Source organism: Pseudomonas baetica, assembly GCF_002813455.1.
Classification (GTDB): Bacteria; Pseudomonadota; Gammaproteobacteria; order Pseudomonadales; family Pseudomonadaceae; genus Aquipseudomonas; species Aquipseudomonas baetica.
This window is the reverse complement of record NZ_PHHE01000001.1, coordinates 1,630,265-1,653,815: the sequence shown is the minus strand read 5'-3', so window position 1 is coordinate 1,653,815 and position 23,551 is coordinate 1,630,265. Positions and strand designations below refer to the sequence as shown.

The 23,551-nt window shown below is 60.2% G+C and carries 24 protein-coding genes and 1 pseudogene; 17 read left to right on the top strand and 8 right to left on the bottom strand.

All coding sequences use genetic code 11. The features are described 5' to 3' along the window. The first annotated feature begins 1 nt into the window (after position 1). Positions 2-565 carry an NUDIX hydrolase gene (locus ATI02_RS07675; RefSeq protein ID WP_095191049.1) on the top strand — a complete coding sequence of 188 codons (564 nt, stop codon included), beginning with the start codon at positions 2-4 and terminating at the stop codon, positions 563-565. Positions 566-688: 123 nt separating this feature from the next. Here ATI02_RS07675 and ATI02_RS07670 read toward each other — a convergent pair whose 3' ends face one another. Further along, positions 689-985: a DUF1330 domain-containing protein gene (locus tag ATI02_RS07670; RefSeq protein ID WP_100845925.1), complete on the bottom strand. Its 297-nt coding sequence runs from the start codon at positions 983-985 to the stop codon at positions 689-691. A 68-nt stretch (positions 986-1,053) separates the two neighbouring features. Between ATI02_RS07670 and ribBA the strand changes: the two genes are divergently transcribed. From ribBA to ATI02_RS07640, 5 genes are all read left to right on the top strand, one after another. Then, positions 1,054-2,163, top strand: a complete 1,110-nt coding sequence (gene ribBA, locus ATI02_RS07665; protein ID WP_100845924.1) for a bifunctional 3,4-dihydroxy-2-butanone-4-phosphate synthase/GTP cyclohydrolase II — start codon at positions 1,054-1,056, stop codon at positions 2,161-2,163. Positions 2,164-2,468: 305 nt separating this feature from the next. Beyond that, positions 2,469-3,494 (top strand): ABC transporter substrate-binding protein, encoded by a 1,026-nt coding sequence (locus ATI02_RS07655; RefSeq protein ID WP_100845922.1) that lies wholly within the window; start codon positions 2,469-2,471, stop codon positions 3,492-3,494. Beyond that, positions 3,491-4,426, top strand: coding sequence for an ABC transporter permease (locus tag ATI02_RS07650; RefSeq protein ID WP_100845921.1), 936 nt, complete (start codon positions 3,491-3,493; stop codon positions 4,424-4,426). The genes ATI02_RS07655 and ATI02_RS07650 overlap by 4 nt, the downstream gene beginning before the upstream one ends. 6 nt (positions 4,427-4,432) lie before the next feature. After that, on the top strand, positions 4,433-5,242 hold the full coding sequence (locus ATI02_RS07645) for an ABC transporter permease (protein WP_007918021.1): 810 nt from the start codon (positions 4,433-4,435) through the stop codon (positions 5,240-5,242). A 16-nt stretch (positions 5,243-5,258) separates the two neighbouring features. Continuing rightward, entirely contained in the window at positions 5,259-6,413 is a 1,155-nt protein-coding gene (locus ATI02_RS07640; RefSeq protein ID WP_100845920.1) for an ABC transporter ATP-binding protein, read from the top strand. A 280-nt stretch (positions 6,414-6,693) separates the two neighbouring features. Here the strand turns inward: ATI02_RS07640 and ATI02_RS07630 are convergent, their stop codons facing one another. Further along, complete coding sequence (locus ATI02_RS07630) at positions 6,694-7,419, bottom strand: transporter substrate-binding domain-containing protein (protein ID WP_100845919.1); 726 nt, start codon at positions 7,417-7,419, stop codon at positions 6,694-6,696. 81 nt (positions 7,420-7,500) lie between these two features. Further along, positions 7,501-8,076, bottom strand: coding sequence for a TetR/AcrR family transcriptional regulator (locus tag ATI02_RS07625; RefSeq protein ID WP_100845918.1), 576 nt, complete (start codon positions 8,074-8,076; stop codon positions 7,501-7,503). Positions 8,077-8,225: 149 nt separating this feature from the next. On the opposite strand from ATI02_RS07625, the gene ATI02_RS07620 reads away from it, so the two are divergent. Further along, positions 8,226-9,023 (top strand): crotonase/enoyl-CoA hydratase family protein, encoded by a 798-nt coding sequence (locus tag ATI02_RS07620; RefSeq protein WP_100845917.1) that lies wholly within the window; start codon positions 8,226-8,228, stop codon positions 9,021-9,023. Positions 9,024-9,054: 31 nt separating this feature from the next. After that, the gene (locus ATI02_RS07615) at positions 9,055-9,948 is read left to right on the top strand and encodes an alpha/beta hydrolase family protein (RefSeq protein WP_100845916.1); all 894 of its coding nucleotides are present in this window, start codon (positions 9,055-9,057) and stop codon (positions 9,946-9,948) included. Positions 9,949-10,156: 208 nt separating this feature from the next. Here the strand turns inward: ATI02_RS07615 and map are convergent, their stop codons facing one another. The 3 genes from map to ATI02_RS07595 form a co-directional block, all read right to left on the bottom strand. Beyond that, on the bottom strand, positions 10,157-10,948 hold the full coding sequence (map, locus tag ATI02_RS07605; RefSeq protein ID WP_100845915.1) for a type I methionyl aminopeptidase: 792 nt from the start codon (positions 10,946-10,948) through the stop codon (positions 10,157-10,159). Next, the gene (locus ATI02_RS07600) at positions 10,945-11,172 is read right to left on the bottom strand and encodes a ParD-like family protein (RefSeq protein ID WP_007918027.1); all 228 of its coding nucleotides are present in this window, start codon (positions 11,170-11,172) and stop codon (positions 10,945-10,947) included. The genes map and ATI02_RS07600 overlap by 4 nt, the downstream gene beginning before the upstream one ends. 67 nt (positions 11,173-11,239) lie before the next feature. Next, entirely contained in the window at positions 11,240-12,097 is an 858-nt protein-coding gene (locus ATI02_RS07595; RefSeq protein WP_100845914.1) for a LysR substrate-binding domain-containing protein, read from the bottom strand. Between the two features lie 109 nt (positions 12,098-12,206). Between ATI02_RS07595 and phnD the strand changes: the two genes are divergently transcribed. The 9 genes and pseudogenes from phnD to ATI02_RS07550 all read left to right on the top strand — a co-directional run. Further along, complete coding sequence (gene phnD / locus ATI02_RS07590) at positions 12,207-13,073, top strand: phosphonate ABC transporter substrate-binding protein (protein WP_100845913.1); 867 nt, start codon at positions 12,207-12,209, stop codon at positions 13,071-13,073. After that, complete coding sequence (gene phnC, locus ATI02_RS07585) at positions 13,070-13,861, top strand: phosphonate ABC transporter ATP-binding protein (protein WP_100845912.1); 792 nt, start codon at positions 13,070-13,072, stop codon at positions 13,859-13,861. Before phnD ends, phnC begins: the two co-directional genes overlap by 4 nt. A 2-nt stretch (positions 13,862-13,863) precedes the next feature. Further along, positions 13,864-14,682, top strand: a complete 819-nt coding sequence (gene phnE / locus ATI02_RS07580; RefSeq protein WP_100845911.1) for a phosphonate ABC transporter, permease protein PhnE — start codon at positions 13,864-13,866, stop codon at positions 14,680-14,682. A gap of 109 nt (positions 14,683-14,791) precedes the next feature. Further along, positions 14,792-15,883, top strand: a complete 1,092-nt coding sequence (gene psrA / locus ATI02_RS07575) for an iron-containing alcohol dehydrogenase PsrA (protein WP_095191352.1) — start codon at positions 14,792-14,794, stop codon at positions 15,881-15,883. Between the two features lie 131 nt (positions 15,884-16,014). Next, positions 16,015-17,310: an MFS transporter gene (locus tag ATI02_RS07570; protein WP_100845910.1), complete on the top strand. Its 1,296-nt coding sequence runs from the start codon at positions 16,015-16,017 to the stop codon at positions 17,308-17,310. Positions 17,311-17,320: 10 nt separating this feature from the next. Next, complete coding sequence (locus ATI02_RS07565) at positions 17,321-18,190, top strand: LysR substrate-binding domain-containing protein (protein ID WP_100845909.1); 870 nt, start codon at positions 17,321-17,323, stop codon at positions 18,188-18,190. 74 nt (positions 18,191-18,264) lie between these two features. Then, on the top strand, positions 18,265-19,092 hold the full coding sequence (gene phnX / locus ATI02_RS07560) for a phosphonoacetaldehyde hydrolase (RefSeq protein WP_100845908.1): 828 nt from the start codon (positions 18,265-18,267) through the stop codon (positions 19,090-19,092). A 270-nt stretch (positions 19,093-19,362) separates the two neighbouring features. Further along, a complete protein-coding gene (locus ATI02_RS07555) occupies positions 19,363-20,298 on the top strand; it encodes a Ppx/GppA family phosphatase (protein WP_095191356.1) in 936 nt (311 codons plus the stop codon). A gap of 111 nt (positions 20,299-20,409) precedes the next feature. Then, a pseudogene (locus ATI02_RS07550) lies at positions 20,410-20,556 on the top strand (histidinol phosphatase); the annotation flags it as partial. Here the strand turns inward: ATI02_RS07550 and ATI02_RS07545 are convergent. Together ATI02_RS07545 and metE are read right to left on the bottom strand one after the other, a co-directional pair. Further along, on the bottom strand, positions 20,540-21,046 hold the full coding sequence (locus ATI02_RS07545) for a GNAT family N-acetyltransferase (protein WP_100845907.1): 507 nt from the start codon (positions 21,044-21,046) through the stop codon (positions 20,540-20,542). The pseudogene ATI02_RS07550 and the gene ATI02_RS07545 overlap by 17 nt on opposite strands. Before the next feature lie 207 nt (positions 21,047-21,253). Beyond that, positions 21,254-23,542 (bottom strand): 5-methyltetrahydropteroyltriglutamate--homocysteine S-methyltransferase, encoded by a 2,289-nt coding sequence (metE, locus tag ATI02_RS07540; protein ID WP_100845906.1) that lies wholly within the window; start codon positions 23,540-23,542, stop codon positions 21,254-21,256. Between the last annotated feature and the right edge of the window lie 9 nt (positions 23,543-23,551).

The following is a 23,551-nucleotide window of genomic DNA, read 5'->3' as shown; positions in this document are numbered from 1 at the left end:
CATGTCCAGCCCGAGCTATTGCCCGAAATGCGGTGGCCCTGACCTCGGTCAGCAGGTGCCGCCGGGCGATACGCACGAGCGCCTGATGTGCCGCGGCTGCGGCTACATCCACTACGTCAATCCGAAGATCATTGCCGGCTGCATCATCGAGCAGGACGGCAAATACCTCCTGTGCCAACGGGCGATCCCTCCACGTCCGGGCACCTGGACGCTGCCAGCCGGTTTCATGGAAAGCGGCGAGACCACCGAACAGGCGGCGCTGCGTGAAGTCTGGGAAGAAAGCGGTGTGCGTGCGGAAATCGTCTCGCCGTACTCGATCTTCAGCGTGCCGAAGATCAGCGAGGTGTACATCATCTTCCGCGCCAGCGCGCTGGAGATCACCGGCCAGTACGGCCCGGAAACCCTCGACTATAAATTCTTCGCCCCCGAAGACATCCCGTGGGAACAGATCTATTACCCGGCGATCCGGCAGATCCTCGAACGCTATATCGAGGAGCGCCAGGCCGGGGTGTATGGCATCTACATGGGCAATGACGACAGCGGCAAGATCCACTTTATCCGCTGAGGATCACCTTCGCCGCTGTGGGAGCGGGCTTGCTCGCGAAGGCGTCGTGTCAGTCGATAAAAATGTTGAATGAACGACCGCTTTCGCGAGCAGGCTCGCTCCCACAGTGTTTAGTGGTGTTGCTTAAAGTGGCACAATGCCCTCGACGATGATGATTTCCGCCCTAGCCCATTCTTCGCGATAACGTTTCGCTTCTTGATACGCCGCTGACCGGTAGCACGCCACAGCCTTTTCATAGCTTTCGAATTCAATCACCACGCTGCGCTGTGGCGTCTTGCGCCCTTCCATCGCCTCGCTGCGCCCGCCTCTGGCCAGAAACTTCGCGCCGAACGCGGCGAAGGCTGCCGGCGCGCGCTGGGTGTATTGGCTGTAGTGATCGGCATCGGCTATATCCACGTGAGCAATCCAGTACGCCTTCATAGTGACCTCTTTGTTGATTTTGTATTATGGTATACCAATATATTTCCAACAAACCCTGAGAGTCCAGCATGGCCTTCAACAGCATCGAAGAAATCATCGAAGATTATCGCCTCGGCAAAATGGTGCTGCTGGTCGATGACGAAGACCGGGAAAACGAAGGCGACCTGTTACTCGCCGCCGATTGCTGCACACCCGAGGCGATCAGCTTCATGGCCCGTGAAGCGCGTGGCCTGATCTGCCTGACCTTGACTGACGATCACTGTCAGCGTTTGGGTCTGGAGCAGATGGTGCCCAGCAACGGCAGCGTGTTCAGTACCGCGTTCACGGTGTCGATTGAAGCGGCGGTCGGCGTCACCACCGGTATTTCCGCCGCCGACCGCGCCTGTACGGTTGCCGCCGCCGTGGCAAAAGATGCCCGCGCCGAAGATCTGGTGCAGCCCGGTCACATCTTCCCGCTGCGCGCCAAGGAAGGAGGCGTGCTGACCCGCGCCGGGCACACTGAGGCCGGTTGCGATCTGGCCCGCCTCGCCGGTTTCACCCCGGCATCGGTCATCGTCGAGGTGATGAACGACGACGGCACCATGGCTCGTCGCCCGGATCTGGAAGTGTTCGGACGCAAGCACGGGATCAAGATCGGCACCATCGCCGACCTGATCCACTACCGGCTGAGCACCGAACACACCATCGAGCGGATTGGCGAACGTGAGCTGCCGACGGTGCACGGCACGTTCCGTTTGATCACTTTTGAGGATCGCATCGAGGGCGGCGTGCACATGGCGATGGTCATGGGCGATTTGCGTCGCGAAGAGCCAACGCTGGTGCGCGTGCACGTGATCGATCCGCTGCGGGATCTGGTTGGCGCCGAGTACAGCGGGCCGACCAACTGGACGTTGTGGGCCGCTTTGCAACGGGTCGCGGCCGAGGGGCATGGGGTTGTCGTGGTGCTGGCCAATCATGAATCGTCGCAGGCGCTGCTGGAACGGGTGCCGCAATTGACCCAACCGCCACGGCAATTCAGCCGCTCGCAATCGCGGATTTATTCGGAGGTGGGGACCGGGGCGCAGATTCTGCAGAACCTTGGGGTGGGTAAGCTGCGCCATCTCGGCCCGCCGCTCAAGTACGCCGGGTTGACTGGTTATGACCTGGAAGTGGTTGAGAGCATCCCCTACACCGAATAACCCGAGACCGCCGCAAATCCAGTGTGGGAGCGAGCCTGCTCGCGAAAGCAGGGTTTCAGTCGCTGGAGATGTTGGCCGATCCACCGCTTTCGCGAGCAGGCTCGCTCCCACAGTGTTTCGCATTTCAAGCCACAAAAAAGCAGATCCGCCAGATAACCGGTAAGGCAAAGTGCTTGCACAAAGTTTGGAATACCATAATATGATATTCCATAGACCGGACACTCCAACGGACGTCCATCTACTGCTCCCGACAGGCGGGCAACAACGCAAGGCCCGCTCAAAAACACAACAATGAGGGCGTGAAAATGGTGTTGAACAAAGCTGCAACCGCGATCTTTTTTGCGGGACTGCTCAGCGTGACCGGCCAGGCTGCAATGGCCGCCGAAAGCGTGAATTTTGTCAGTTGGGGCGGAAGCACCCAGGATGCGCAGAAACAGGCCTGGGCCGATCCGTTCAGCAAGGCCAGCGGCATCACCGTCGTGCAGGACGGCCCAACCGACTACGGCAAACTCAAAGCCATGGTCGAGAGCGGCAACGTGCAATGGGACGTGGTCGATGTCGAAGCCGATTTCGCCTTGCGCGCCGCCGCTGAAGGCCTGCTCGAACCCCTCGATTTCAACGTCATCCAGCGCGACAGGATCGACCCGCGTTTCGTCAGCGACCACGGCGTCGGCTCGTTCTTCTTCTCCTTTGTCCTCGGCTACAACGAGGGCAAGCTCGGCGCCAACAAACCGCAGGACTGGAGCGCGCTGTTCGACACCAAGACCTACCCCGGCAAACGCGCCCTGTACAAATGGCCAAGCCCGGGCGTACTCGAACTGGCGCTGCTGGCCGATGGCGTCGCCGCCGACAAGCTTTACCCGCTGGATCTGGATCGCGCTTTCAAGAAACTCGACACCATCAAGAAAGACATCGTCTGGTGGGGCGGCGGCGCGCAGTCGCAGCAACTGCTGGCGTCCGGTGAAGCGAGCATGGGCCAGTTCTGGAACGGCCGCATTCACGCCCTGCAAGAAGATGGCGCGCCGGTCGGTGTGAGCTGGAAGCAGAACCTGGTCATGGCCGACATTCTGGTCATCCCCAAGGGCTCGAAAAACAAGGACGCGGCGATGAAGTTCCTGGCCAACGCCAGCAGCGCCAAGGGCCAGGCTGACTTCTCCAACCTGACCGCCTACGCCCCGGTCAACCTCGACAGTGTGGAGCGTCTGGATTCGACGCTGGCTCCCAACCTGCCGACTGCCTACGCTAAGGATCAGATCACTCTTGATTTCGCGTACTGGGCCAAAAACGGCCAGGCCATCGCGACACGGTGGAACGAATGGCTGGTCAAATGAAAATGGCAGCCACGGCGTCCCGTCCCTCCACTGCCACCGGGAGCGCCGCAAGCGCTGCCGGTTCGGCCGAAGGAAAACAGGCGATTGCGATGTCCTTCAAACAACGCTGGCGCGGCGCCGGCAACCTCGCCCCGGCGCTGCTATTCATCGGCCTGTTCTTTCTGGCGCCGTTGATTGGCCTGCTGTTGCGCGGCGTGCTCGAACCGACGCCGGGCATTGGCAACTATGAACAACTGTTCGCCAACTCGGCGTATGCCCGAGTACTGCTCAACACCTTTTCGGTGGCCGGGCTGGTGACGCTGTTCAGCCTGTTGCTGGGCTTTCCGCTGGCCTGGGCGATCACTCTGGTGCCGCGCGGCTGGGGGCGCTGGATTCTCAACATCGTGCTGCTGTCGATGTGGACCAGCCTGCTCGCCCGCACCTATTCGTGGCTGGTGCTGCTGCAAGCGTCCGGTGTGATCAACAAGGCCTTGATGGCGATGGGCATCATCGATCAACCGCTGGAAATGGTGCACAACCTCACCGGCGTGGTGATCGGCATGAGCTACATCATGATCCCGTTCATCGTGCTGCCGTTGCAGGCGACCATGCAGGCCATCGACCCGATGATTCTGCAGGCCGGTTCGATTTGCGGTGCCAGTCCGTGGACCAACTTCTTCCGGGTGTTCCTGCCGCTGTGCCGGCCGGGTCTGGCCTCCGGTGGCTTGATGGTGTTCGTCATGTCGCTCGGTTACTACGTCACCCCGGCACTGCTTGGTGGGGCGCAGAACATGATGCTGCCGGAGTTCATCATTCAGCAGGTGCAATCGTTTCTCAACTGGGGCCTGGCCAGTGCCGGCGCTGCGTTGCTGATCGCGATCACTCTGGTGCTGTTCTACTTCTACCTGAAGCTTCAGCCGGAATCCCCGGTTGGCGCCAGTAACGCGAGGTAAGCCGACATGCTCCTGACTCCCAATGCGATGAGCCGCCGCATGCGCTTCGGCCTCTACGCCACCACCGGGCTGATCGGTCTGTTCCTGCTGTTGCCGATCGTGTTCATCGTGCTGCTGTCGTTCGGCTCGTCACAGTGGCTGGTATTCCCGCCGCCGGGCTGGACGCTGAAATGGTACGGCCAGTTCTTCTCCAACCCTGACTGGATGAACGCCGCTGCCGCCAGCCTAAAGGTCGCTGTGCTGACTACGATCTGCGCCGTGGCCCTCGGTTTGCCGACGGCGTTTGCGCTGGTGCGCGGACGTTTCCCAGGCCGAGAAATGCTCTACGGTTTGTTCACCCTGCCGATGATCGTGCCGCTGGTGATCATCGCCGTAGCAGTGTACGCGCTGTTCCTCAAGCTCGGTTACACCGGGACGATGTTCGCCTTCGTCGTCAGTCATGTGATCGTCGCGCTGCCGTTCACTATCATCTCGATCATCAACTCGCTGAAGCTGTTTGATCAGTCGATTGAAGACGCGGCGGTGATCTGCGGTGCCTCGCGCCTGCAAGCGGTGTTCAAGGTGACGTTTCCGGCGATCCGTCCGGGCATGGTTGCCGGCGCCCTCTTCGCCTTCCTCGTTTCGTGGGACGAAGTGGTGCTCAGCGTGATGATGGCCAGCCCGACCCTGCAAACCCTTCCCGTGAAAATGTGGACCACCTTGCGCCAGGACCTGACGCCAGTGATCGCCGTCGCTTCGACGCTGCTGATTGGCTTGTCGGTATTGGTCATGGTCATCGCCGCCGCATTGCGCCGGCGCAACGAAATCAGCGCCTGAGCGCCAGGAGTACGACATGAGTGCCGTGATCAAAGACGCATCCCAGCAAAACGACAAACCCCTGGTCAGCCTGCGCAAACTGAACAAACACTACGGCGATTTTGCCGCCGTGGACAACATCTCGCTGGACATCAAGGACGGTGAATTCCTCACCTTTCTCGGCTCCAGCGGCTCGGGCAAAAGCACCACGCTGTCGATGCTCGCCGGGTTTGAAACGCCGAGCAGTGGCGAGATCCTCGTCAACGGTGAATCGTTGGTCAATGTGCCTCCGCACAAGCGTGACATCGGCATGGTGTTTCAGCGTTATTCGCTGTTCCCGCACCTGTCGGTGCGCGACAACATTGCGTTTCCTCTGGCGATTCGCAAACTAGCGGCCGCCGAACGTGAAAAGCGTGTCGATGCGATGCTGAAACTGGTGCAGCTTGAGCAATTCGCCCATCGCCGCCCTTCGCAACTCTCGGGCGGCCAGCAACAACGCGTGGCTATTGCCCGGGCGCTGGTTTACGAACCGCGCATTCTGCTGATGGACGAACCGCTCGGCGCGCTGGACAAAAAACTGCGCGAGGATTTGCAGGATGAATTGCGCCAATTGCATCGTCGTCTGGGCATCACCATCGTTTACGTGACCCACGATCAGGAAGAAGCCATGCGCTTGTCGCAACGCATCGCGATTTTCAGTCACGGCAAGATTGTTGGATTGGGCAGTGGTTATGACCTTTATCAGAATCCGCCGAATGCGTTTGTCGCCTCGTTCCTCGGTAACTCGAACTTCCTCAAGCTCAAGGCGCAGGGCAATGCGGCGGCTTCGTTTGAAGGACAGTCATTGTCGATTCGCCTGACCGCTGGGTTGCACACCGATCAGGATGTGTTGCTGATGGTGCGGCCGGAAAAAGCGCAGGCGTTGAGCGTGGCGCAAGCGATCAGCGAACCGTTGCCATCGGGTTGGAACGAGGTTTCAGCGAAGGTCGTAGAAGTGCTGTTTCTCGGCGAAAGCCAGACCTGCAGCGTGGTCACCTCGGGCGGCACCTCAATGACGGTGAAAGCATTGTCAGCCGCGGGCATGCCGCTCAAGGCCGGCGACCCGGTACAAGTGCGCTGGGCCACGGCTGATGCCTGCGTCTACACCGAATGGAGCGAAAGCGACCTCAACAAAGCCGCCGGTTCCCACTGAAACCCCCTGTAGGAGCTGCCGAAGGCTGCGATCTTCTGATCTTGCTGTGAAAAAACAAGATCAAAAGATCGCAGCCTCGTTTCACTCGACAGCTCCTACAGGAATGCATTCCAAATGTGGGAGCGAGCCTGCTCGCGAATGCGGTGTGTCATTCAACGTTAAGGTTGACTGACACGGCCTCTTCGCGAGCAGGCTCGCTCCCACAGGGTCTGCCGTCATTTCAAGAATGTCCCCCTCAGGGCCACCCAAGCGTCGGGCCGCGGTGGCTCTTTTTTTGGTCTCAAGGCGCGACCGTCACATCGCCCTGCCCACTCTCGGCCAGCGCTGCAGCGACAAACCCTTCAGCCTTCTTGCGCTCGACGAACGCCCGCACATACGCTGCGCCTGCCTCCCGCCCACGGGGCACCGCCATGGCCTGGCGAATCGCCGTGAACGCGCCGTCCAGCACGCGGTAACGCGCGTCGGCATCCGCGACTTTCTGCAATGGCTGACGGACACCGGCGGCGGCATCCAGGTGTTGCTCAATAAACAGGTCAACGGCACCCGCCGAGGTTTCGGCACGCTCCAATTGTGCGTGCTGCAGCGTGCGACTGAGGAACAGGTCGTAGGCCGCGCCTTTGCCAACGGCCAGTCGCAATCCTGGCTGATCGAGGTCCTCGACGTTGCGATATGGTGCCTGCGCTTCGACCAGATAAGTCCCTTCAATAATCACGTACGGCTCGCTGAACGCAATCTGCGCCTCACGCACCGGCTCGATGGCGAGGAATGCCAGGTTCCACACGCCCTCCTCCAGCGCCGCGAAAACCTTGCCCGCCGCATCAAAGGTGCGCAGCTCCAATTCGACACCCAACTCGGCAGCCAATGCTTTGGCCAATGCCACCGAAACACCCTGCGGCGCACCGTCTGCCCCGCGCTGTGCCAGCACCGGGTTGCCAAAATTGATGGCGGCATGCAGCACGCCGTCGGGCGCGAGATCGGCCATCACGGCCGGGGTGATTGCACTCATGGTGTTGCTCCCTGATTGGATAAAAAGTCAGTGTGCGTCGTGGCTGACACTGTCGAGGACACAACACACAGCGGGGAAGCCTTATGTCGGTGCCTGACAGGCACTCAAATGTTCCAGCGCACGACGCGTCACCGCATCAATGTAAGCCGCGTCACCATAGACCCGCGCCAGCAGAATCGCCCCCTCGTAATCCGCCACCCATTGTCGAGCGGTCAGCAAGGCTTGGACTTCATCGACCCGACCTTCCAGCAAATGCGCAAACGCCTTGGCCCATGCATCGAAAAAGCCGCGAATCGGCTCCAGCAATTCACTTTTACCGTACGCCGCATCGACCGCCACCACGCCCATCAGGCAACCAATCGAGTCATCCTGAAACAGCCGCGCCGCCTTGCGGCCCATTTTGCTCAGGCGTTCTTGTGGCGTGAGTTTTTCGTCGAAGGCCACGGCAAACAGGGTCTGGTTGATGACCTGATGCGTCCAGTCGAGCACGTCACGCAGCAAGGCCTCCTTGTTCGGATAGTGGTGATAGAACGAAGCCTTGGTAAAGCCGCAAGCGGACGCAAGCACGTCCATGGTGGTGCCATGATAGCCAAGGCGCTTGAAGGTATTGGCGCACCGCAGAAGCAGCTCTTCACGGGGGATTTTCAACGGTCGCACGAGTATTTCCTGATCCGGATAACTGGCGGTGATTCTATGACATAAGCCTGCCCTTCTCAATTTGACGGTTACCAACTGTTCGTTTAGTTTCTATTTACCGAACAGATGGTCAGTAACTGGCCGCCGACAAAAAATCAGGGAGAGCAGAGATGAACGAAGCCAACAGTGGCCCCGGCCGAGTCACCCGCGAACAACGCGGTCAGTTGTTTTTGATCGGTCTGGATCGCGCCGGCAAACGCAACGCATTCGACAGTGCAATGCTGACGGACCTGGCATTGGCCATCGGCGAGTATGAGCGCAATGACGAACTCCGCTGCGCCGTGCTGTTCGCGCATGGCGAGCACTTCACCGCAGGCCTGGACTTGATGGAGCTGACGCCGAAACTGGTGTCAGGCGCCTTCAAGTATCCTGAAGAAGGCATCGACCCATGGGGCGTTTCCAAACCGCGCAGGCGTAAACCGGTGGTGGTTGCCATTGAAGGCATTTGCTGGACGGCGGGCATCGAATTGATGCTCAACGCCGATATCAGCATTGCCGCCACCAATGCCCGTTTCGCTCATCTGGAAGTGTTGCGCGGGATCTCTCCCGCCGGCGGTTCCACCGTGCGCTTCACCCGCGCAGCGGGCTGGACCGCCGCCATGCGCTACATGCTCACGGCGGAAGAGTTCGATGCCGATGCCGCCCTGCACATGCGCCTGCTGACCGAAGTGGTCGCACCCGGCCAGACTCTGGCACGCGCCATCGAATACGCCGAACGCATTGCCAAGGCTGCGCCTCTGGCGATTCTGGCGACGCTGCAATCGGCGTTTCTGGCGCAGGATCAGGGAGACGATGCGGCACTGTCGAAGCTTGATGAACAACTGCTGGCCCTGATCAAAACCGAGGATGTCCGCGAAGGCGTCATGGCGATGATGCAAAAGCGCGAACCGCAGTTCAAAGGTCGCTGAAGGCTTTGCTCAACTCACTCGGAACAATTTCATGAACACCATGGCCGCAGCCTTTGCCGAATCGATCCAGAGACAGGACATCGCCCTCATTGCCCGCGATGGTTATCCGTTGTCCGCCAAGCGCTACGGCGCAGCGAGCGTCGTCAAAGGTAACCTGATCATGGCCGGTGCCACCGGGGTCCAGCAGCGCTTTTATCGGCGTTTTGCCGAGCACGCGGCGCGCCAGGGCTTTCACGTGCTGACCCTCGATTACCGGGGCATCGGTGAGTCGAAACCGGCTTCGCTCAAAGGCTTTGAGATGTCTTATCTGGATTGGGCTTATCAGGATCTGGCGGCGGCAGTGGATCTGCTAAGCCAGGAAGTATTGCCGCTGTATTGGGTCGGCCATTCGTTTGGTGGTCATGCGATTGGTCTGTTGCCCAATCACCCCGCCCTGACAGCTTGCTACACCCTGGGCAGTGGCGCGGGGTGGAGCGGCTGGATGTCCCGAACCGAGGCCTGGAAAATCCGTCTGATGTGGACGTTTGTGCTGCCGGTGATTGTCGCCCGCAAAGGCTACATGGCCTGGAGCATGCTGGGCATGGGCGATGATTTGCCGCTGGGCGTTTACAACGACTGGAAACGCTGGTGCAAATTCCCCCACTACTACTTCGACGACCCCCAGATGAGCCATCTGCATGCGCTCTACGCCGAGGTCACAACGCCATGCGTTTTCGCCACGTCGGTCGATGATCCGTGGGCGCCGCCGCGTTCGCGCGATGCGTTTGTCAAAGCCATGGTGAATGCACCGCTGACATTGCTGGATCTGCAGCCGCCACGGGGCAGCAAACCGTACGGGCACATGGGTTACTTCCGCGAAAGCGCACAGCCGTTGTGGGATGAGGTGCTTGATTGGCTGCAAAGCGTCCCTGCACACACCACATAACCTGAGCTGCTGCAGGCTGCGATCTTTTGATCTTGCTTCAAAACAAGATCAAAAGATCGCAGCCTCGTTTCACTCGACAGCTCCTACAGGAATGCATTCCAACTGTGGGAGCGAGCCTGCTCGCGAATGCGGTGTGTCATTCAATATTGATGTTGACTGACACGGCCTCTTCGCGAGCAAGCTCGCTCCTACAGGGGTTTTGTGGTGTTTAGGTGATCGGGGAATAGCCTTCGATGTCGTCGGGCCAGGCGGTGAGGATTTCGAAGCCAGTCTCCGTCACCGCCACCATATGCTCCCACTGTGCCGACAACGAGCCATCCTTGGTCAGCACCGTCCAGCCATCCGGCATGTTCTTCACATGGCGCTTGCCCGCATTGAGCATCGGCTCGATGGTAAAGATCATCCCGGCCTTGAGCTTCATCCCCTGATTAGGGAAGCCGTAGTGCAGGATCTGCGGCTCATCGTGGTAGATCTTGCCAATCCCGTGCCCGCAATACTCGCGCACCACACTGAAGCCTTCGTTCTCCGCCAGACTCTGGATCGCATGGCCGATGTCGCCCAGGGTCGCGCCCGGACGAACCGCGCGAATACCCGCGCACATGGCGTCGTAAGTGGTCTTGATCAAATGCTGTGCTTCAGGTGTGGCTTCGCCAACCACGTACATGCGGCTGGTATCGCCGAACCAGCCATCCTTGATCACCGCGATGTCGAGGTTGACGATATCGCCGTCCTTCAACGGCGTACCCGACGGAATGCCGTGACACACCACATCGTTGACCGAGGCGCAGACGGTTTTCGGAAAACCGTGATAACCAACGTTGGCCGGCACCGCTTTCTGCACATTGACGATGTAGTCGTTGCACAGCCGATCCAGTTCATCGGTGGTCACGCCGGCCTTGATGTGCGGCACCAGCATCGCCAGTACTTCGGCGGCGAGTTTGCCGGCAGCGCGCGATTGGGCGATGTCGGCCGGGGTGTTGATCTTGATCTGGTTTCTCATGCGCTGACGGCTTCCTGAGTCAGTTGTTGCAGGTCGAGCCCGCCATTTTGTTCGGCGCGGATCAGCAAGCGGCAGATCGCACTGTGGTCGAGGTTGGGGTGCAGTTCGGCGAGCATGCCGATGCGCATCCAGTGCTCGGCCTGCGCGTTGATCGAGCGGCTGAGGGCGTTGCTGGAGATTCGCAGGTTCTCGTGCATGTCCTCTGAAATCTTTACGATGCCCATATATGAATCCGATACGATGTGTATATGGAACGTATATTAGCCAAGCCTCGTCAGAGATTGCAAACCCTCAGCCGAGCGCCGCATCGAAAAACGACGAAATGAGCCGGCTGGAACGCCGTTCTGCCAAGCAATAAAGATACGTCTCGGTGAACAGCTCTTCGCCCTCGATTCTGATCGTGCGGATGTTCGGGTCGGCGATGAACTCCGCTTCCGACACCACACCCAGCCCCAACCCGCGCACCACCGCTTCACGCAGTGCCTCACGACTGCCGATTTCCATGGCGATGCGCGGTTTTACCTGCGCCGCATTCAGCGCCTGCTCCAGCACCAGCCGCGTGGTCGAACCGGGCTCACGTTGCAGCAGCCGTTGCCCTTCCAGTTCTTCCAGGCGCACGCTGCCGCGATTGGCCAGCGGATGCTCATGGTGCGCGAACAAGATGATCGCGTGCCGCGCATAACGCACTGAACACAACGCCGGATCATCCTGACGCCCGGCCAGCACAGCGATGTCGGTGACGTAATTTTCCAGATCCGACAACACTTGCGCTGAGTTACCCACGCGGATCGACACGTCGATATTCGGATGCTGTTGCAGATAACTGTCGACCATTTCGATCACATGAAACGGCCCCACCGCACCGACCTTGAGCTGGCCGCTGTCGAGCCGTCCGGAGTCGCGCAGCAGGTTGTGCGCTTCCAGTTCCAGCAAGGCCAGCCGTTGCGCGATCGGCAGCAACTGCCGCCCGACATCCGACAATTCAATCCGCCGCCCACGCCGATGAAACAGTTCGACGTTGTGCTGTCGCTCCAGACTTTGCACCTGCGTGGTCAGTGTCGGTTGACTGAGCCCCGACGCCCGCGCCCCGGCACTGAAACTGCCGTGGCGGGCGACGGCGAGAAAGGCCCGCAATTTGGCGCTCGACATCCATAGACTCCATCAATAGTTAGCTGCGGTTTCGCATATTGAATTGATTGAATGACTGTCACGTGACAGACCTAGCCTGTGGCAACTCCCAACCACACCGTGGAATGCCATGAAAACAATTAACCAGTTTCTGCGTGCCGCCAGCCTTGCCGTACTTGCCCTGAGTGCCAGCCAGGGCTGGGCCAAGGACAAACTGACCATTGGCCTGATCCCTTCGGAAGACTCCCAGGCGATGATCGAATCGAGCAAACAAGTGCTCGACGATCTGCAAGCCAAAATCGGCATGCCGGTGGTGCCGTTCGTGGCCACCGATTACAACGGCATCATCGAAGCACTGCGCTCGGGCAAACTCGACGTTGCCTACCTCGGCCCGTTCTCCTACGTGCTGGCGACCTCGGTAGCCGAAGTCGAAGCGTTCTCCGTGGCGGTGACCAAAAAGACCGGCCAGAGCGCTTACAAAAGCGTGATCCTGGCGCGCAAGGACAGCGGCATTCATACGCTGGCCGACCTCAAGGGCCATACATTCGCGTTCGTCGACCCGAGCTCGGCGTCCGGTCATTTGTTCCCGAAAGCAGGACTGGAGCAGGCCGGGTTTGTGCCGGACACGTTGTTCAAACGCGTGATTTTCTCCGGTTCCCACGACGCCAGTATCCTCGCGGTCAAGAACAAGAAAGTCGACGCCGCCGCCGTGGCTGACCGCATCTTCGCCAGCGCCGTGGCCAAAGGCGTGGTCAAGCAGGATGACTTCGAAATTGTCTGGAGTTCCAAGCCGATTCCCGAATCGCCGATGGTCTGGCGCAAGGCGCTCGATCCGGAGTTGAAGAAGAAAGTCGCCGACGCACTGGCCTCGATCAAGGACGTGCCGTGGGGTGATCAGGGTGTGCTCAATGGCTTCCAACCCACCACCGACGCGTCCTATGACGTGGTGCGCGAAACCGCCAAGGTGCTCGATCTCGATTTGCGGAGCATGAAATGATCAGCATCCGCCAACTGAGCAAACACTACGGCAGCAACCCGGTATTGCGTGGCATTGACCTGGAGGTCGCGGCCGGCGAATTCGTCGTGGTGCTCGGTCAGTCCGGCGCCGGTAAGTCGACCTTGCTGCGCTGTATCAATCGCCTGGCGCAGGCCGACAGCGGCACGTTGACCGTGGCCGGCATCGACGCCCTCGCCTGCCCTGACACCAGCGTTCTGCGCCGCGAAGTGGCGATGATTTTTCAGCATCACAACGTCGTGCCGCGCTTGAGCGTCTTGAAAAACATACTGACCGGACGCCTCGGTTCGGTCAGTACGCTCACCTCGATTCTGCAACTGTTTCGCCGTGACGATGTGGCGCTGGCGATGCAATGCCTGGAGCGTGTCGAACTGGCGCACAAGGCCGGCGAGCGCACGGATTCGCTGTCCGGTGGGCAGAAGCAACGCGTCGGCATTGCTCGCGCGTTGGCGCAACGACCGCAGGTGATTCTGGCCGATGAACCGATTGCCAGCCTTGACCCGAAAACCGCGCGCCTGGTGTTGCAGTACCTGCGCGACGCCACTCGCGAGCTGGGCATCACCGTGCTGTGCAATCTGCATCAGGTCGAATACGCCCGCGAGTTCGGCGACCGCGTGGTCGGCCTCGCGCACGGCAGCCTGGTGTTCGATGGCAAAGCGTCGAGCATGACCGACGCCGATCTGGCACGAATCTATCCGGGGCAATTGGCGGAATCTTGCGCAGAGCTCCCGAAAACCACCCTGTCCTATCGCACTGCTTCGAGGGCCTGAGCATGCAATCGCAAAACTATCAGTGGGTCGGCGTTCGTCCCCGTGGCCCGCGCAGTTGGCTGACCACCGCCGGTGTTGTCCTGATCGTGCTGTGGACGCTTGACTGGAGCGCCCAAGGCGCGCAACTGAGCCTCGGCGAACTGGCCGCCGGGTTGCCGCAGATTGGTGATTTTCTCTCGCGCACCTTTCCGCCGGACCTGAGCATCCTCCCGCGACTGCTGGCGCCGGCAGTAGAAACCCTGCAGATCGCCATCTGGGGCACCCTGCTCGGGGTGTTGCTGGCGATTCCGCTGTCGTTTCTCGCCGCACGCAATCTGAGCCGCAACCGCTGGCTGTTTCACGCCACCCGTCAGGCACTGAATTTTACCCGCAGCATCAACGAACTGATCCTTGCCTTGATCTTCGTCTCGGCAGTCGGGCTCGGCCCGTTCCCCGGCGTATTGGCGCTGGCGCTGCATGGCGTGGGCATGCTCGGCAAGTTCTTCGCCGAGAGCATCGAAGAGATCGACCAAGGCCCGATTGAAGCGCTGCAAGCGACCGGTGCTCGGCCGCTACAGGTGATCGTGTTTGGTGTTTTGCCGCAAGTCATCACTGCGTGGATTGCGGTGATCCTGTACCGCTTCGAAGTGAACCTGCGCTCGGCAACGGTGCTGGGCATGGTCGGCGCTGGCGGCCTGGGCTTCGAACTGGTGAGCAGCCTCAAACTGTTCAAATATCAGGAAACCGCGACCTGCATCATCGTCATCACGTTCATGGTGATCGTCGCCGATGCCGTTTCGAGCCGGCTGCGGGCGTCGATCCAGAGCGGTTCATCCGTTTAAGTAGCGCTGTTATCGGCCCAGCCGATTCAAACCTGCGATTTATCGATTTGTGCCGTTGTCGGGCGCCACAGAGTATGTGCCCACACGACAACAACAAGAAGGATCCACCATGACTGCCCGTTTTCAAAACCCCGTCGACACCCGCTTCGGCTGGGGCAGCCTGCAAGAACTTGCCGCCCTTACCGAGCAGCAAACCGTTGCCCTCGTGACCTTTCCCGAGGCGCGTGGGCTGGGGCTGGTGGATCGCCTGCAAGCCCTGCTCGGTGAGCGTCTGGTCTATGTTTTCGAAGATGTGCAACCCAATCCCGATGTCGCGCATCTACGCAGCACCTACGAGAACTTCTGGCAGCAGGCCGGCGGCTGTGACGTGGTCCTGGCCGTCGGTGGCGGCAGTGCCATTGATACCGCGAAGGCGTTGATCGTCGGTACCGAGTCAGGACGTTTCGATGAGCTGCTGACACTGCTGGCAACCGGCAAACCGTTTACCCCGCCACACTGCAAACAGCTGATCGCCGCGCCGACCACGGCCGGCACCGGCAGCGAAGTCACGCCGTGGGCGACCATTTGGGACAGCGCCAGCCAGAAGAAATACTCGTTGCACCTGGATTGCACCTGGCCGCGCGTGGCGATCATCGATCCGCAACTGATGCTCACCGTGCCGGCCGGCGTGACCGTTTCCACCGGGCTCGACGCACTGTCCCATGCACTGGAGGCAATCTGGAATGTGAACGCCAACCCGGTCTCGGATACCTTCGCGATCTCGGCGATTGAAGACATTCTCGAGTGCCTGCCGAGCCTGCAAAAAGACTTGTCCAGCCAGGAACTGCGCACGCGCATGGCGTTGGCCGCGCTCAAGGCCGGGCTGGCATTTTCCAACACCAAAACCGCGCTGGCGCATTCGATTTCCTACGAAATGACCCTGCGTCACGGTTTGCCCCACGGCATCGCCTGTTCCTTCACCCTGCCGCTGGTACTGGGTCTGGCCTGGGGTCACGACGTCACCCGCGACCGCACACTGCAGCGGGTCTTCGGCGAGGATTTGCCCAAGGCTCAACAGCAGTTGCGCGAGTTCCTCCATGCTCTGGGCGTGAAGACTGAATTCGCCGACTACGGCGTCTCGGCACAGGACGCCGAAGACATCATTCACCTGGCGATGCAAGGCGCGCGCGGCAAGAACTTCATCGGTTCGCAAGCTGCCTGATTTCGCCCGAAACCTGAACCACCCAAGCACAGCCGGCGGCGTCAAACGCTGCGGTGATTTCCTGTCGCACCGAAAAAGAGTGCACCCGCCGTCGACACCCGGCGGGAACCCACAACAATAAGGAAAAGATCATGAATCGTGCCGAAACAATGCCTGGTCTCGCCGTACGTTCTGCCTCGTTCCGGGTCGCGCAGTGGCGCATGCTGCTGGCGGCGATGTTCTGTTACCTGTTTTTCTACACCGGCCGGCAGACCTTCGGGTTTGCCATTCCGGGGATTCAGGCCGAGTTCGGTCTGAGCAAGGAAACCCTCGGCTGGGCGTCTGCGGCGATGTTGTGGGCGTACGCCATCGGCCAGGCCATCAACGGCAACCTCGCCGACAAGTTCGGTGGCCGGAAGATCATGACCCTCGGCGCAGTACTGTCCTGCGGCGCCAATTGGGTGACCAGTTTTGCCGGCGGCTTTGCCAGCCTGATTCTGCCGTGGGGCGTCAACGGTTACTTTCAGGCCTTGGGCTGGGCGCCGGGCGGGCGGCTGATTGCCAATTGGTGGGCTGCGGGCGAGCGCGGCAAGGTCTATGGGTTCTACACCTTCGCCGCCGGTTGCGCGTCGGTTCTGTCGTACGTCACCTCTATCGTCGTGCTTGAAGTGCTGCAACTGGAATGGCGCTGGATCTTCCGTTTGCCAGTGCTGCTGATGCTTGCCGGCGGGATCATTTTCTATCTGGTTGCCCGCGAACGGCCACAGGATCTGGGCTTCGAGCCCGTGGCCGACACCGGTGTGGCCAACGCTGACGACAAACATCAGGAAGCGGCACAGGGCGAAGTCGAATCCTCGGCACAACGTTATAAAGCGGTGCTGAAGAACCCTCGCTTGCTGATCGCCGCACTGTCATTGGGCTTTCAGAACGCGGCGCGCTACGGCTTGATCGTCTGGGTGCCGGTGCACTTTCTTGGCGCCGACTGGAAAAGTGGTGACAGCCTGATCGATCCGAAATGGATCACCGTCGCCCTCCCCGTTGGCATGGCGGTCGGCGCGTTGAGCAACGGCTGGGTGTCGGACAAGCTGTTCGGTTCCAAGCGTTATCTGGCGATCATGCTCTATATGGTGCTGGGTGCTGCGACCAGTTTGTGGATGTGGAGCCTGCCGCCACACAGCGTAATCGGTCTGGTCGCGCTGTTCCTTTGCGGCTTCTTCGTCTACGGCCCGGCGTCGAGTTTCTGGGCGCTGTGCCCGGATCTGGTCGGGGCCAAACGCGCCGGTACGGCGACCGGGATCATGAACTTTTCCTCTTACCTGTTCGCCGGATTGGCCGAGCCACTGATCGGGCGTCTGCTTGACACTACGGCAAATACGTCTCTGATCTTCATAGTGGTCACCAGCGCCTGCCTGTGCAGCGCAGCAGTGGCATTGTTCATCCGACGCTGACGGGGCTTGCATGTACCAGTATCACAAGTGGTTGCGTTCGTTTCATGCGGTGGCCAAGACCGGCAGCTTTACCCTGGCTGCCGAGTTTCTCAGCGTCGGCCAGCCGACCGTCAGCGAGCAGGTCAACGCGCTGGAAAACACCTTCTCGGTCGAGCTGTTCCATCGGCGTGGCCGCTACATCGAAATGAGCGCCGCCGGGCACAAGCTCTACGCCATCACCCAAGGCCTGTTCGGCCAGGAGGATGAAGCCGTGCAACTGTTGCAGAGCTTCAAGCAGCGCAAGACCGGCATGTTGCGCCTCGGCGCGGTGTCGCCCCCGATTGCGATGAACCTGACGTATGAGTTGATGCAGCGCCATCCGGATATCGAACTGGAAACCTCGTTTTCCTCGGAAAAAGACACTCTGGCGCGGCTGTTCAACTTCGATATCGACGTGGCGATTCTGGCCTTGTCGGAATTCGATGAGCGCTTCCACACGCGGCTGTATCACCGTTACCCGATCATTGCCGTGGTCCGCGATGACCATCCGTGGGCCAGTCAGGCGCAAGTTCACGTCAGCGAGATCAGCGGCGAAAAATGGGTAATGCGCGAGAAAAGTGCGCGCACCCGGCAACTGGTGGAAGAAAGCTGCAAGCGCCTCGACATCGAACTCGATTGCGTCATGCACCTGAACAGCCGCGAAGCCATCGTGCACGCCATCGTCAAGGGCATCGGCATCGGGTTTGTCTCGGCGGTCGAGTACGCCGAAACCCCCGGCACCACGCCGATCACCTTTGTCGATCACCCGTTCTTCATCGAATACCACCTGTGCTGCCTCGGCATCCGCAGGAACCGGCCAGTGATTGCCGAACTGTTTGATTCCAATCCACCGCTGACCTGATCAGCACTGCCCCTTGAACCGCCTACCTCATTGCCGAGGGACGGCCCACGCTTACCTGAAAACGGAGATTGACCATGCAGTACCAACAACCGACTCACCTGCAAGCCGCGATCCTCGACTGGGCCGGCACCGTTGTCGATTTCGGCTCGTTCGCGCCGACGCAGATTTTCGTCGAAGCCTTTGCCGAGTTCGGCGTCGCGGTATCGCTGGAAGAAGCGCGCGGCCCAATGGGCATGGGCAAATGGGATCACATCCGAACCCTGTGCAACCTGCCGCAGATTGCCGAGCGTTATCGTGCAGCATTCGACCGCGTGCCGAGCGATGACGATGTGACGGCGATCTACGAACGCTTCATGCCGCTGCAGATCGAGAAAATAGCCCTGCATTCGGCGTTGATCCCGGGCGCGCTCGAGGCGATTGCGGCGTTGCGCGACAAGGGTTTGAAAATCGGTTCGTGCTCGGGTTACCCGGCGGTGGTGATGGCCAAGGTTGTCGAACTGGCGCGGGAAAATGGCTACGTCGCTGACCATGTCGTCGCCACCGATGAAGTGCCGAATGGCCGACCATATCCGGCGCAGGCTTTGGCCAACGTGATTGCTCTGGGTATCGATGATGTGGCGGCCTGCGTCAAGGTCGACGACACCTGGCCGGGGATTCTCGAAGGGCGCGCCGCCGGCATGTGGACGGTGGCATTGACCTGTTCCGGCAACGCACTGGGCCTGACCTATGAGCAATACAAGGCATTGCCGTCGGATCGACTGGCGGAAGAACGTGCGCGGATCGGCAAGATATTCGCCCCCTCGCGCCCGCATTATCTGATCGACACCATCGCCGAGCTGCCCGAAGTGATCGAAGACATCAATGCGCGCCTGGCCCGAGGCGAGACCCCGCAAGCCTGCTAATCACCTACATGATCGTTCCCACGCTCCGCGTGGGAACGATCAGGTGCCTCGCTCAAATCGCGGACAAAAAAAAGCTGCCAAAGTCGGCAGCAAAAACTTTAAGAACACGCGGTGTATTGGCCTCAGCATAGACGCCGGATAATGACAGTGTCATGACAGCCACACATTCATTGAACCGCCCCTGCCCCGTCATCAGGATGTCATCAAGATCACGGCAGAATCCTCGCAAACCGTCTTGAGCCTCGCGACAGATGCTCTGCAAGGATTCCCATGAAAGAAGACGCCTCGCTGTTTGCCGCCATCGACCTGGGTTCGAATGCCTTTCGCCTGATGATCGGCCAGTCAGTGCGAAGCCGCAAAGGCTTGCAGATTCAGGAAGTGAAAACCCTGCGTGAACCGGTGCGACTTGCTGAGGGTTTTGATGGCGGCGCGCTGGATGCGTTGGCCCTGGATCGTGGCTGGCAGGCGTTGGCGCGGTTCGGCAAGAAGCTGCGCGGTTTCCAGGCCGGTCGAGTCCGTGCGGTGGCCACCAGCGCGGTGCGCGAAGCCGACAATTCGCAACTGTTTCTGGCCAGTGCCGAACGGCATCTGGGTTTTCCCATTGACGTCATTTGCGGCCATGAAGAGGCGCGGCTGGTCTACGCCGGCGTGACCCACGCCTTGCCGAACGCCGAAGACCTGCGCCTGGTGGTCGACATCGGCGGCGGCTCCACGGAGCTGATCCTCGGCCAAGGCTCGCAACCTTTATTGACGGAGAGCATCGCCATCGGCAGCGGCACTTTGAGCGCGCGGTTCTTTCGCAGCGGCGATGTGTCCGCCGGCGCGTTACAGGAAGCCGAACGCTTCGCCATCCTGCAGTTTGAAAAAGTTGCTCGTCGCTATCGTGCTCAGGGCTGGCAGCAGACCATCGGCTCCTCCGGCACCGCGCGCATGCTTGCCAAAGTGCTCAAGGCCAACCACCTCAACGACTTCGGTCAGGACGGCATCACCTATGGCGGACTGCTGCGCCTGTCGCTGCTGCTGTTGAAGGTCAACAACGTGCAACAGCTCAAGCTCGCCGGCCTGCAACCACACCGCCAGAGCATTCTGCCCGGTGGGCTGGTGTTGATGCTGGCGGCGTTCAAAGTGTTCGGCATTGCGCAAATGCTGCCCTCCGAACCGGGTCTGCGTTTAGGCGTGTTGCACGGTTTGATGAGCCAGCACTGATCCTCGCCACGACAGATTCGTCCACCCTTCAGCGGCGCTGATCGACGATCGGAGCTGATGATCAAAAACTGCGGCAGCACCCTGACCTTCCAGCACGCGCCGACACCTCAGGCGGTACTGGAACGCGGGCGGCGGGTGGCGTTAGGCGAGCCGCTGGAGATGCTGACACCGCAGCGCTTACAGAAGCCGCTCGGGGTCAGGGCGCATTACCTGACGGAGCCGTTTGATGGGGCGCAGATTCTCAGATTTCACTTATGACGTTGTGCAGGTGAGTTGTTTGCCAGATCGGGTCAGCGTCGACGTCGATGATCTCGAAACCTTGCCGTTGCCAGAACGCGATGGCGCCCGGCAGAAACGGATGGGTGTGCAGATAGATCACCTCAACTCCGTCGGCCAGTGCCAGGTCTTTGAGTGATCGATACAACGCGCCCGCCAACCCGGATCGCCGTTGTGCAGGCACGACGAACAGGCGCACGATTTCCACCACGTTACGGTCGGCATAATCAAGGTTCGGAAAACGTCGGTCGTATGGCAGATAGCCAATCGAGGCAACGATCTGCCCCGCCTGGCGAGCAATCAGAAAACGCCCTGCCCCACGCAGATAAACCTCGGCGAACCGCGCCAGATCATCAGGCATGCCGGTCGCGCTCAGCTTGGGAAAAAGCTCGGCGCGGGCGTTTAGAACAAAATCAAGAACTTCAGGAATGTCGGCGTCGGACACGGCCTGAATAATCGGTTGATGACTCATGTAGCGGTAAACACCTGGACTGCGGCTGGCCACAGTAGCAACAACAAGTCCCGTGAGGCCATCCAGAATCTCATGCCTTACACAAAACCCTGTGGGAGCGAGCCTGCTCGCGAAGGCGGCAGATCATCCAACATTGATGTTGACTGACCGGACGTTTTCGCGAGCAGGCTCGCTCCCACAGGTGTTGTATTTCATGCAGCCAGAGTGTTACGCCAGCTCTTTGCGCAGCTGGCGGGCGGCGGTGACCATGTGCACCAACGCCGCTTCGGTCTCCGGCCAGCCACGGGTTTTCAAACCGCAATCCGGGTTGACCCACAGCCGCTCGGCCGGAATCCGCTTGGCCGCTTTGCGCAGCAGATTGACCATTTCCGAGGCATCCGGCACCCGTGGCGAGTGAATGTCATAGACGCCCGGGCCGATGTCGTTCGGGTAAGCGAAGGCTTCGAAAGCCTCCAGCAACTCCATGTCCGAACGCGAGGTTTCGATGGTGATCACGTCGGCGTCCATTGCTGCAATGGACTCGATCACATCATTGAACTCGCTGTAGCACATGTGCGTGTGGATCTGGGTCTCGTCGCGCACACCCGAGGCGCACAGGCGAAATACTTCCGTCGCCCAATCCAGATAAGGCTGCCACTGCGCCTGACGCAACGGCAGGCCTTCACGGAACGCCGCTTCGTCGATCTGCACGATCTTGATGCCGGCAGCTTCCAGATCGACCACTTCGTCGCGAATCGCCAGCGCCAATTGGCGGGCCTGCACTTCACGGCTGACGTCTTCACGCGGGAACGACCACATCAGCATGGTCACCGGACCGGTCAGCATGCCTTTCATGACCTTGTCGGTCAGGCCTTGAGCGTAGCGAATCCATTCGACAGTCATGGCTTTCGGACGGCTGAGGTCGCCAAAGATCACCGCCGGTTTCACGCAACGTGAGCCGTAGCTTTGCACCCAACCGAAACGGGTGAATACATACCCGTCGAGTTGCTCGGCGAAGTACTCGACCATGTCGTTACGCTCGGCTTCACCGTGCACCAGCACGTCGAGGCCCAGACGCTCCTGGATTTCCACCGCATGGCGGATCTCGCTGTGCATGGCTTCGGTGTACTCGCCTTTACTGAGTTTGCCTTGCTTGAACGACTGGCGAGCGAGACGGATCGACGCGGTTTGCGGGAACGAACCGATCGTCGTGGTCGGGAACAGTGGCAGATCCAGACCGGCACGCTGCTTGACGATGCGCTGGGCGAACAGCGACTGACGCTGACTGTCCTTGGCCGTAATCGCGGTGACACGAGCCTGAACGGTCGGTTTGTGAATGCGCGGCGAGGCAGCACGGGCCGCCTGTACCGAACGGCTTTCAGTCAGTGCGCGCAGCACTTTCGGCGCTTCAGGTTCATTGACCGCTTGCGCCAGAACAGCCACTTCTTCGCACTTCTGCACGGCAAAGGCCAGCCAGCTTTTCAGCTCGGCATCGAGCTTGTCTTCACGCCCCAGATCCACCGGGCTGTGCAGCAGCGAGCAGGACGGCGCCACCCACAGGCGCTCACCCAGACGCTCATGGGCATGGCGTAAAGTCGCCAAGGCATTTTCCAGATCGCAACGCCAGACGTTACGGCCGTTGACCACGCCCAGGGACAACACTTTGTAGGCCGGCAGACGATCAAGAATGGTCGGGTATTGCTCCGGTGCGCGCACCAGATCAATGTGCAAACCATCAACGGGCAAGTTGGCGGCCAGACCGAGGTTTTCTTCCAGACCACCAAAGTAAGTGGCGAGCAGTTTCTTCAGCGGGTCACGCTGGATCTGGTTGTAGGCACGCTCAAAGGCGTTTTTCCATTCCTGCGGCAGGTCGAGCACCAGAATCGGCTCGTCGATCTGCACCCACTCCACGCCTTGGGCGGCGAGACGCGCAAAGATCTGACCATACAGCGGCAGCAGACGATCGAGCAGTTCGAGCTTGTCGAACTCGGCACCTTTGGCCTTGCCCAACCACAGATACGTCAGCGGACCGATAATCACCGGTTTGACGTTGTGGCCCAGCGCGCGAGCCTCTTCGACCTCTTCGAACAACTGCTCCCAGCCCAGCTGGAACTGTTGATCCGCGCTGAATTCCGGGACCAGGTAGTGATAGTTGGTGTCGAACCACTTGGTCATTTCCTGCGCGTGGGCACCACCGCAGCAACTGTCGCTGACGCCGCGCGCCATGCTGAACAAGGTTTGCAGACTGGCCTTGCCATCGTGCGGACGGAAGCGTTCAGGGATCACGCCGAACATCAGTGAGTGCGTCAGGACCTGGTCGTACCAGGCAAAGTCGCCGACCGGCAGCAGCTCGATGCCTGCCTGTTGCTGCAAGTCCCAGTGAGCCTTGCGCAGATCGCGCCCGACCTCACGCAGCCCGGCCTCGTTCAGTTCTCCTTTCCAGAACGCCTCTTGCGCCTTTTTCAGTTCGCGGTCGCGACCGATGCGCGGAAATCCAAGGGAATGGGCCAGTGCCATAACAAACAA

Coding starts and splice junctions, on each gene's coding strand:
- ATI02_RS07675 (WP_095191049.1), top strand. CDS start 2: ATGTCCAGCCCGAGCTATTGCCCGAAATGCGGTGGCCCTGACCTCGGT.
- ATI02_RS07670 (WP_100845925.1), bottom strand. CDS start 985: ATGAAGGCGTACTGGATTGCTCACGTGGATATAGCCGATGCCGATCAC.
- ribBA (WP_100845924.1), top strand. CDS start 1,054: ATGGCCTTCAACAGCATCGAAGAAATCATCGAAGATTATCGCCTCGGC.
- ATI02_RS07655 (WP_100845922.1), top strand. CDS start 2,469: ATGGTGTTGAACAAAGCTGCAACCGCGATCTTTTTTGCGGGACTGCTC.
- ATI02_RS07650 (WP_100845921.1), top strand. CDS start 3,491: ATGAAAATGGCAGCCACGGCGTCCCGTCCCTCCACTGCCACCGGGAGC.
- ATI02_RS07645 (WP_007918021.1), top strand. CDS start 4,433: ATGCTCCTGACTCCCAATGCGATGAGCCGCCGCATGCGCTTCGGCCTC.
- ATI02_RS07640 (WP_100845920.1), top strand. CDS start 5,259: ATGAGTGCCGTGATCAAAGACGCATCCCAGCAAAACGACAAACCCCTG.
- ATI02_RS07630 (WP_100845919.1), bottom strand. CDS start 7,419: ATGAGTGCAATCACCCCGGCCGTGATGGCCGATCTCGCGCCCGACGGC.
- ATI02_RS07620 (WP_100845917.1), top strand. CDS start 8,226: ATGAACGAAGCCAACAGTGGCCCCGGCCGAGTCACCCGCGAACAACGC.
- ATI02_RS07615 (WP_100845916.1), top strand. CDS start 9,055: ATGAACACCATGGCCGCAGCCTTTGCCGAATCGATCCAGAGACAGGAC.
- map (WP_100845915.1), bottom strand. CDS start 10,948: ATGAGAAACCAGATCAAGATCAACACCCCGGCCGACATCGCCCAATCG.
- ATI02_RS07600 (WP_007918027.1), bottom strand. CDS start 11,172: ATGGGCATCGTAAAGATTTCAGAGGACATGCACGAGAACCTGCGAATC.
- ATI02_RS07595 (WP_100845914.1), bottom strand. CDS start 12,097: ATGTCGAGCGCCAAATTGCGGGCCTTTCTCGCCGTCGCCCGCCACGGC.
- phnD (WP_100845913.1), top strand. CDS start 12,207: ATGAAAACAATTAACCAGTTTCTGCGTGCCGCCAGCCTTGCCGTACTT.
- phnC (WP_100845912.1), top strand. CDS start 13,070: ATGATCAGCATCCGCCAACTGAGCAAACACTACGGCAGCAACCCGGTA.
- phnE (WP_100845911.1), top strand. CDS start 13,864: ATGCAATCGCAAAACTATCAGTGGGTCGGCGTTCGTCCCCGTGGCCCG.
- psrA (WP_095191352.1), top strand. CDS start 14,792: ATGACTGCCCGTTTTCAAAACCCCGTCGACACCCGCTTCGGCTGGGGC.
- ATI02_RS07570 (WP_100845910.1), top strand. CDS start 16,015: ATGAATCGTGCCGAAACAATGCCTGGTCTCGCCGTACGTTCTGCCTCG.
- ATI02_RS07565 (WP_100845909.1), top strand. CDS start 17,321: ATGTACCAGTATCACAAGTGGTTGCGTTCGTTTCATGCGGTGGCCAAG.
- phnX (WP_100845908.1), top strand. CDS start 18,265: ATGCAGTACCAACAACCGACTCACCTGCAAGCCGCGATCCTCGACTGG.
- ATI02_RS07555 (WP_095191356.1), top strand. CDS start 19,363: ATGAAAGAAGACGCCTCGCTGTTTGCCGCCATCGACCTGGGTTCGAAT.
- ATI02_RS07545 (WP_100845907.1), bottom strand. CDS start 21,046: ATGAGTCATCAACCGATTATTCAGGCCGTGTCCGACGCCGACATTCCT.
- metE (WP_100845906.1), bottom strand. CDS start 23,542: ATGGCACTGGCCCATTCCCTTGGATTTCCGCGCATCGGTCGCGACCGC.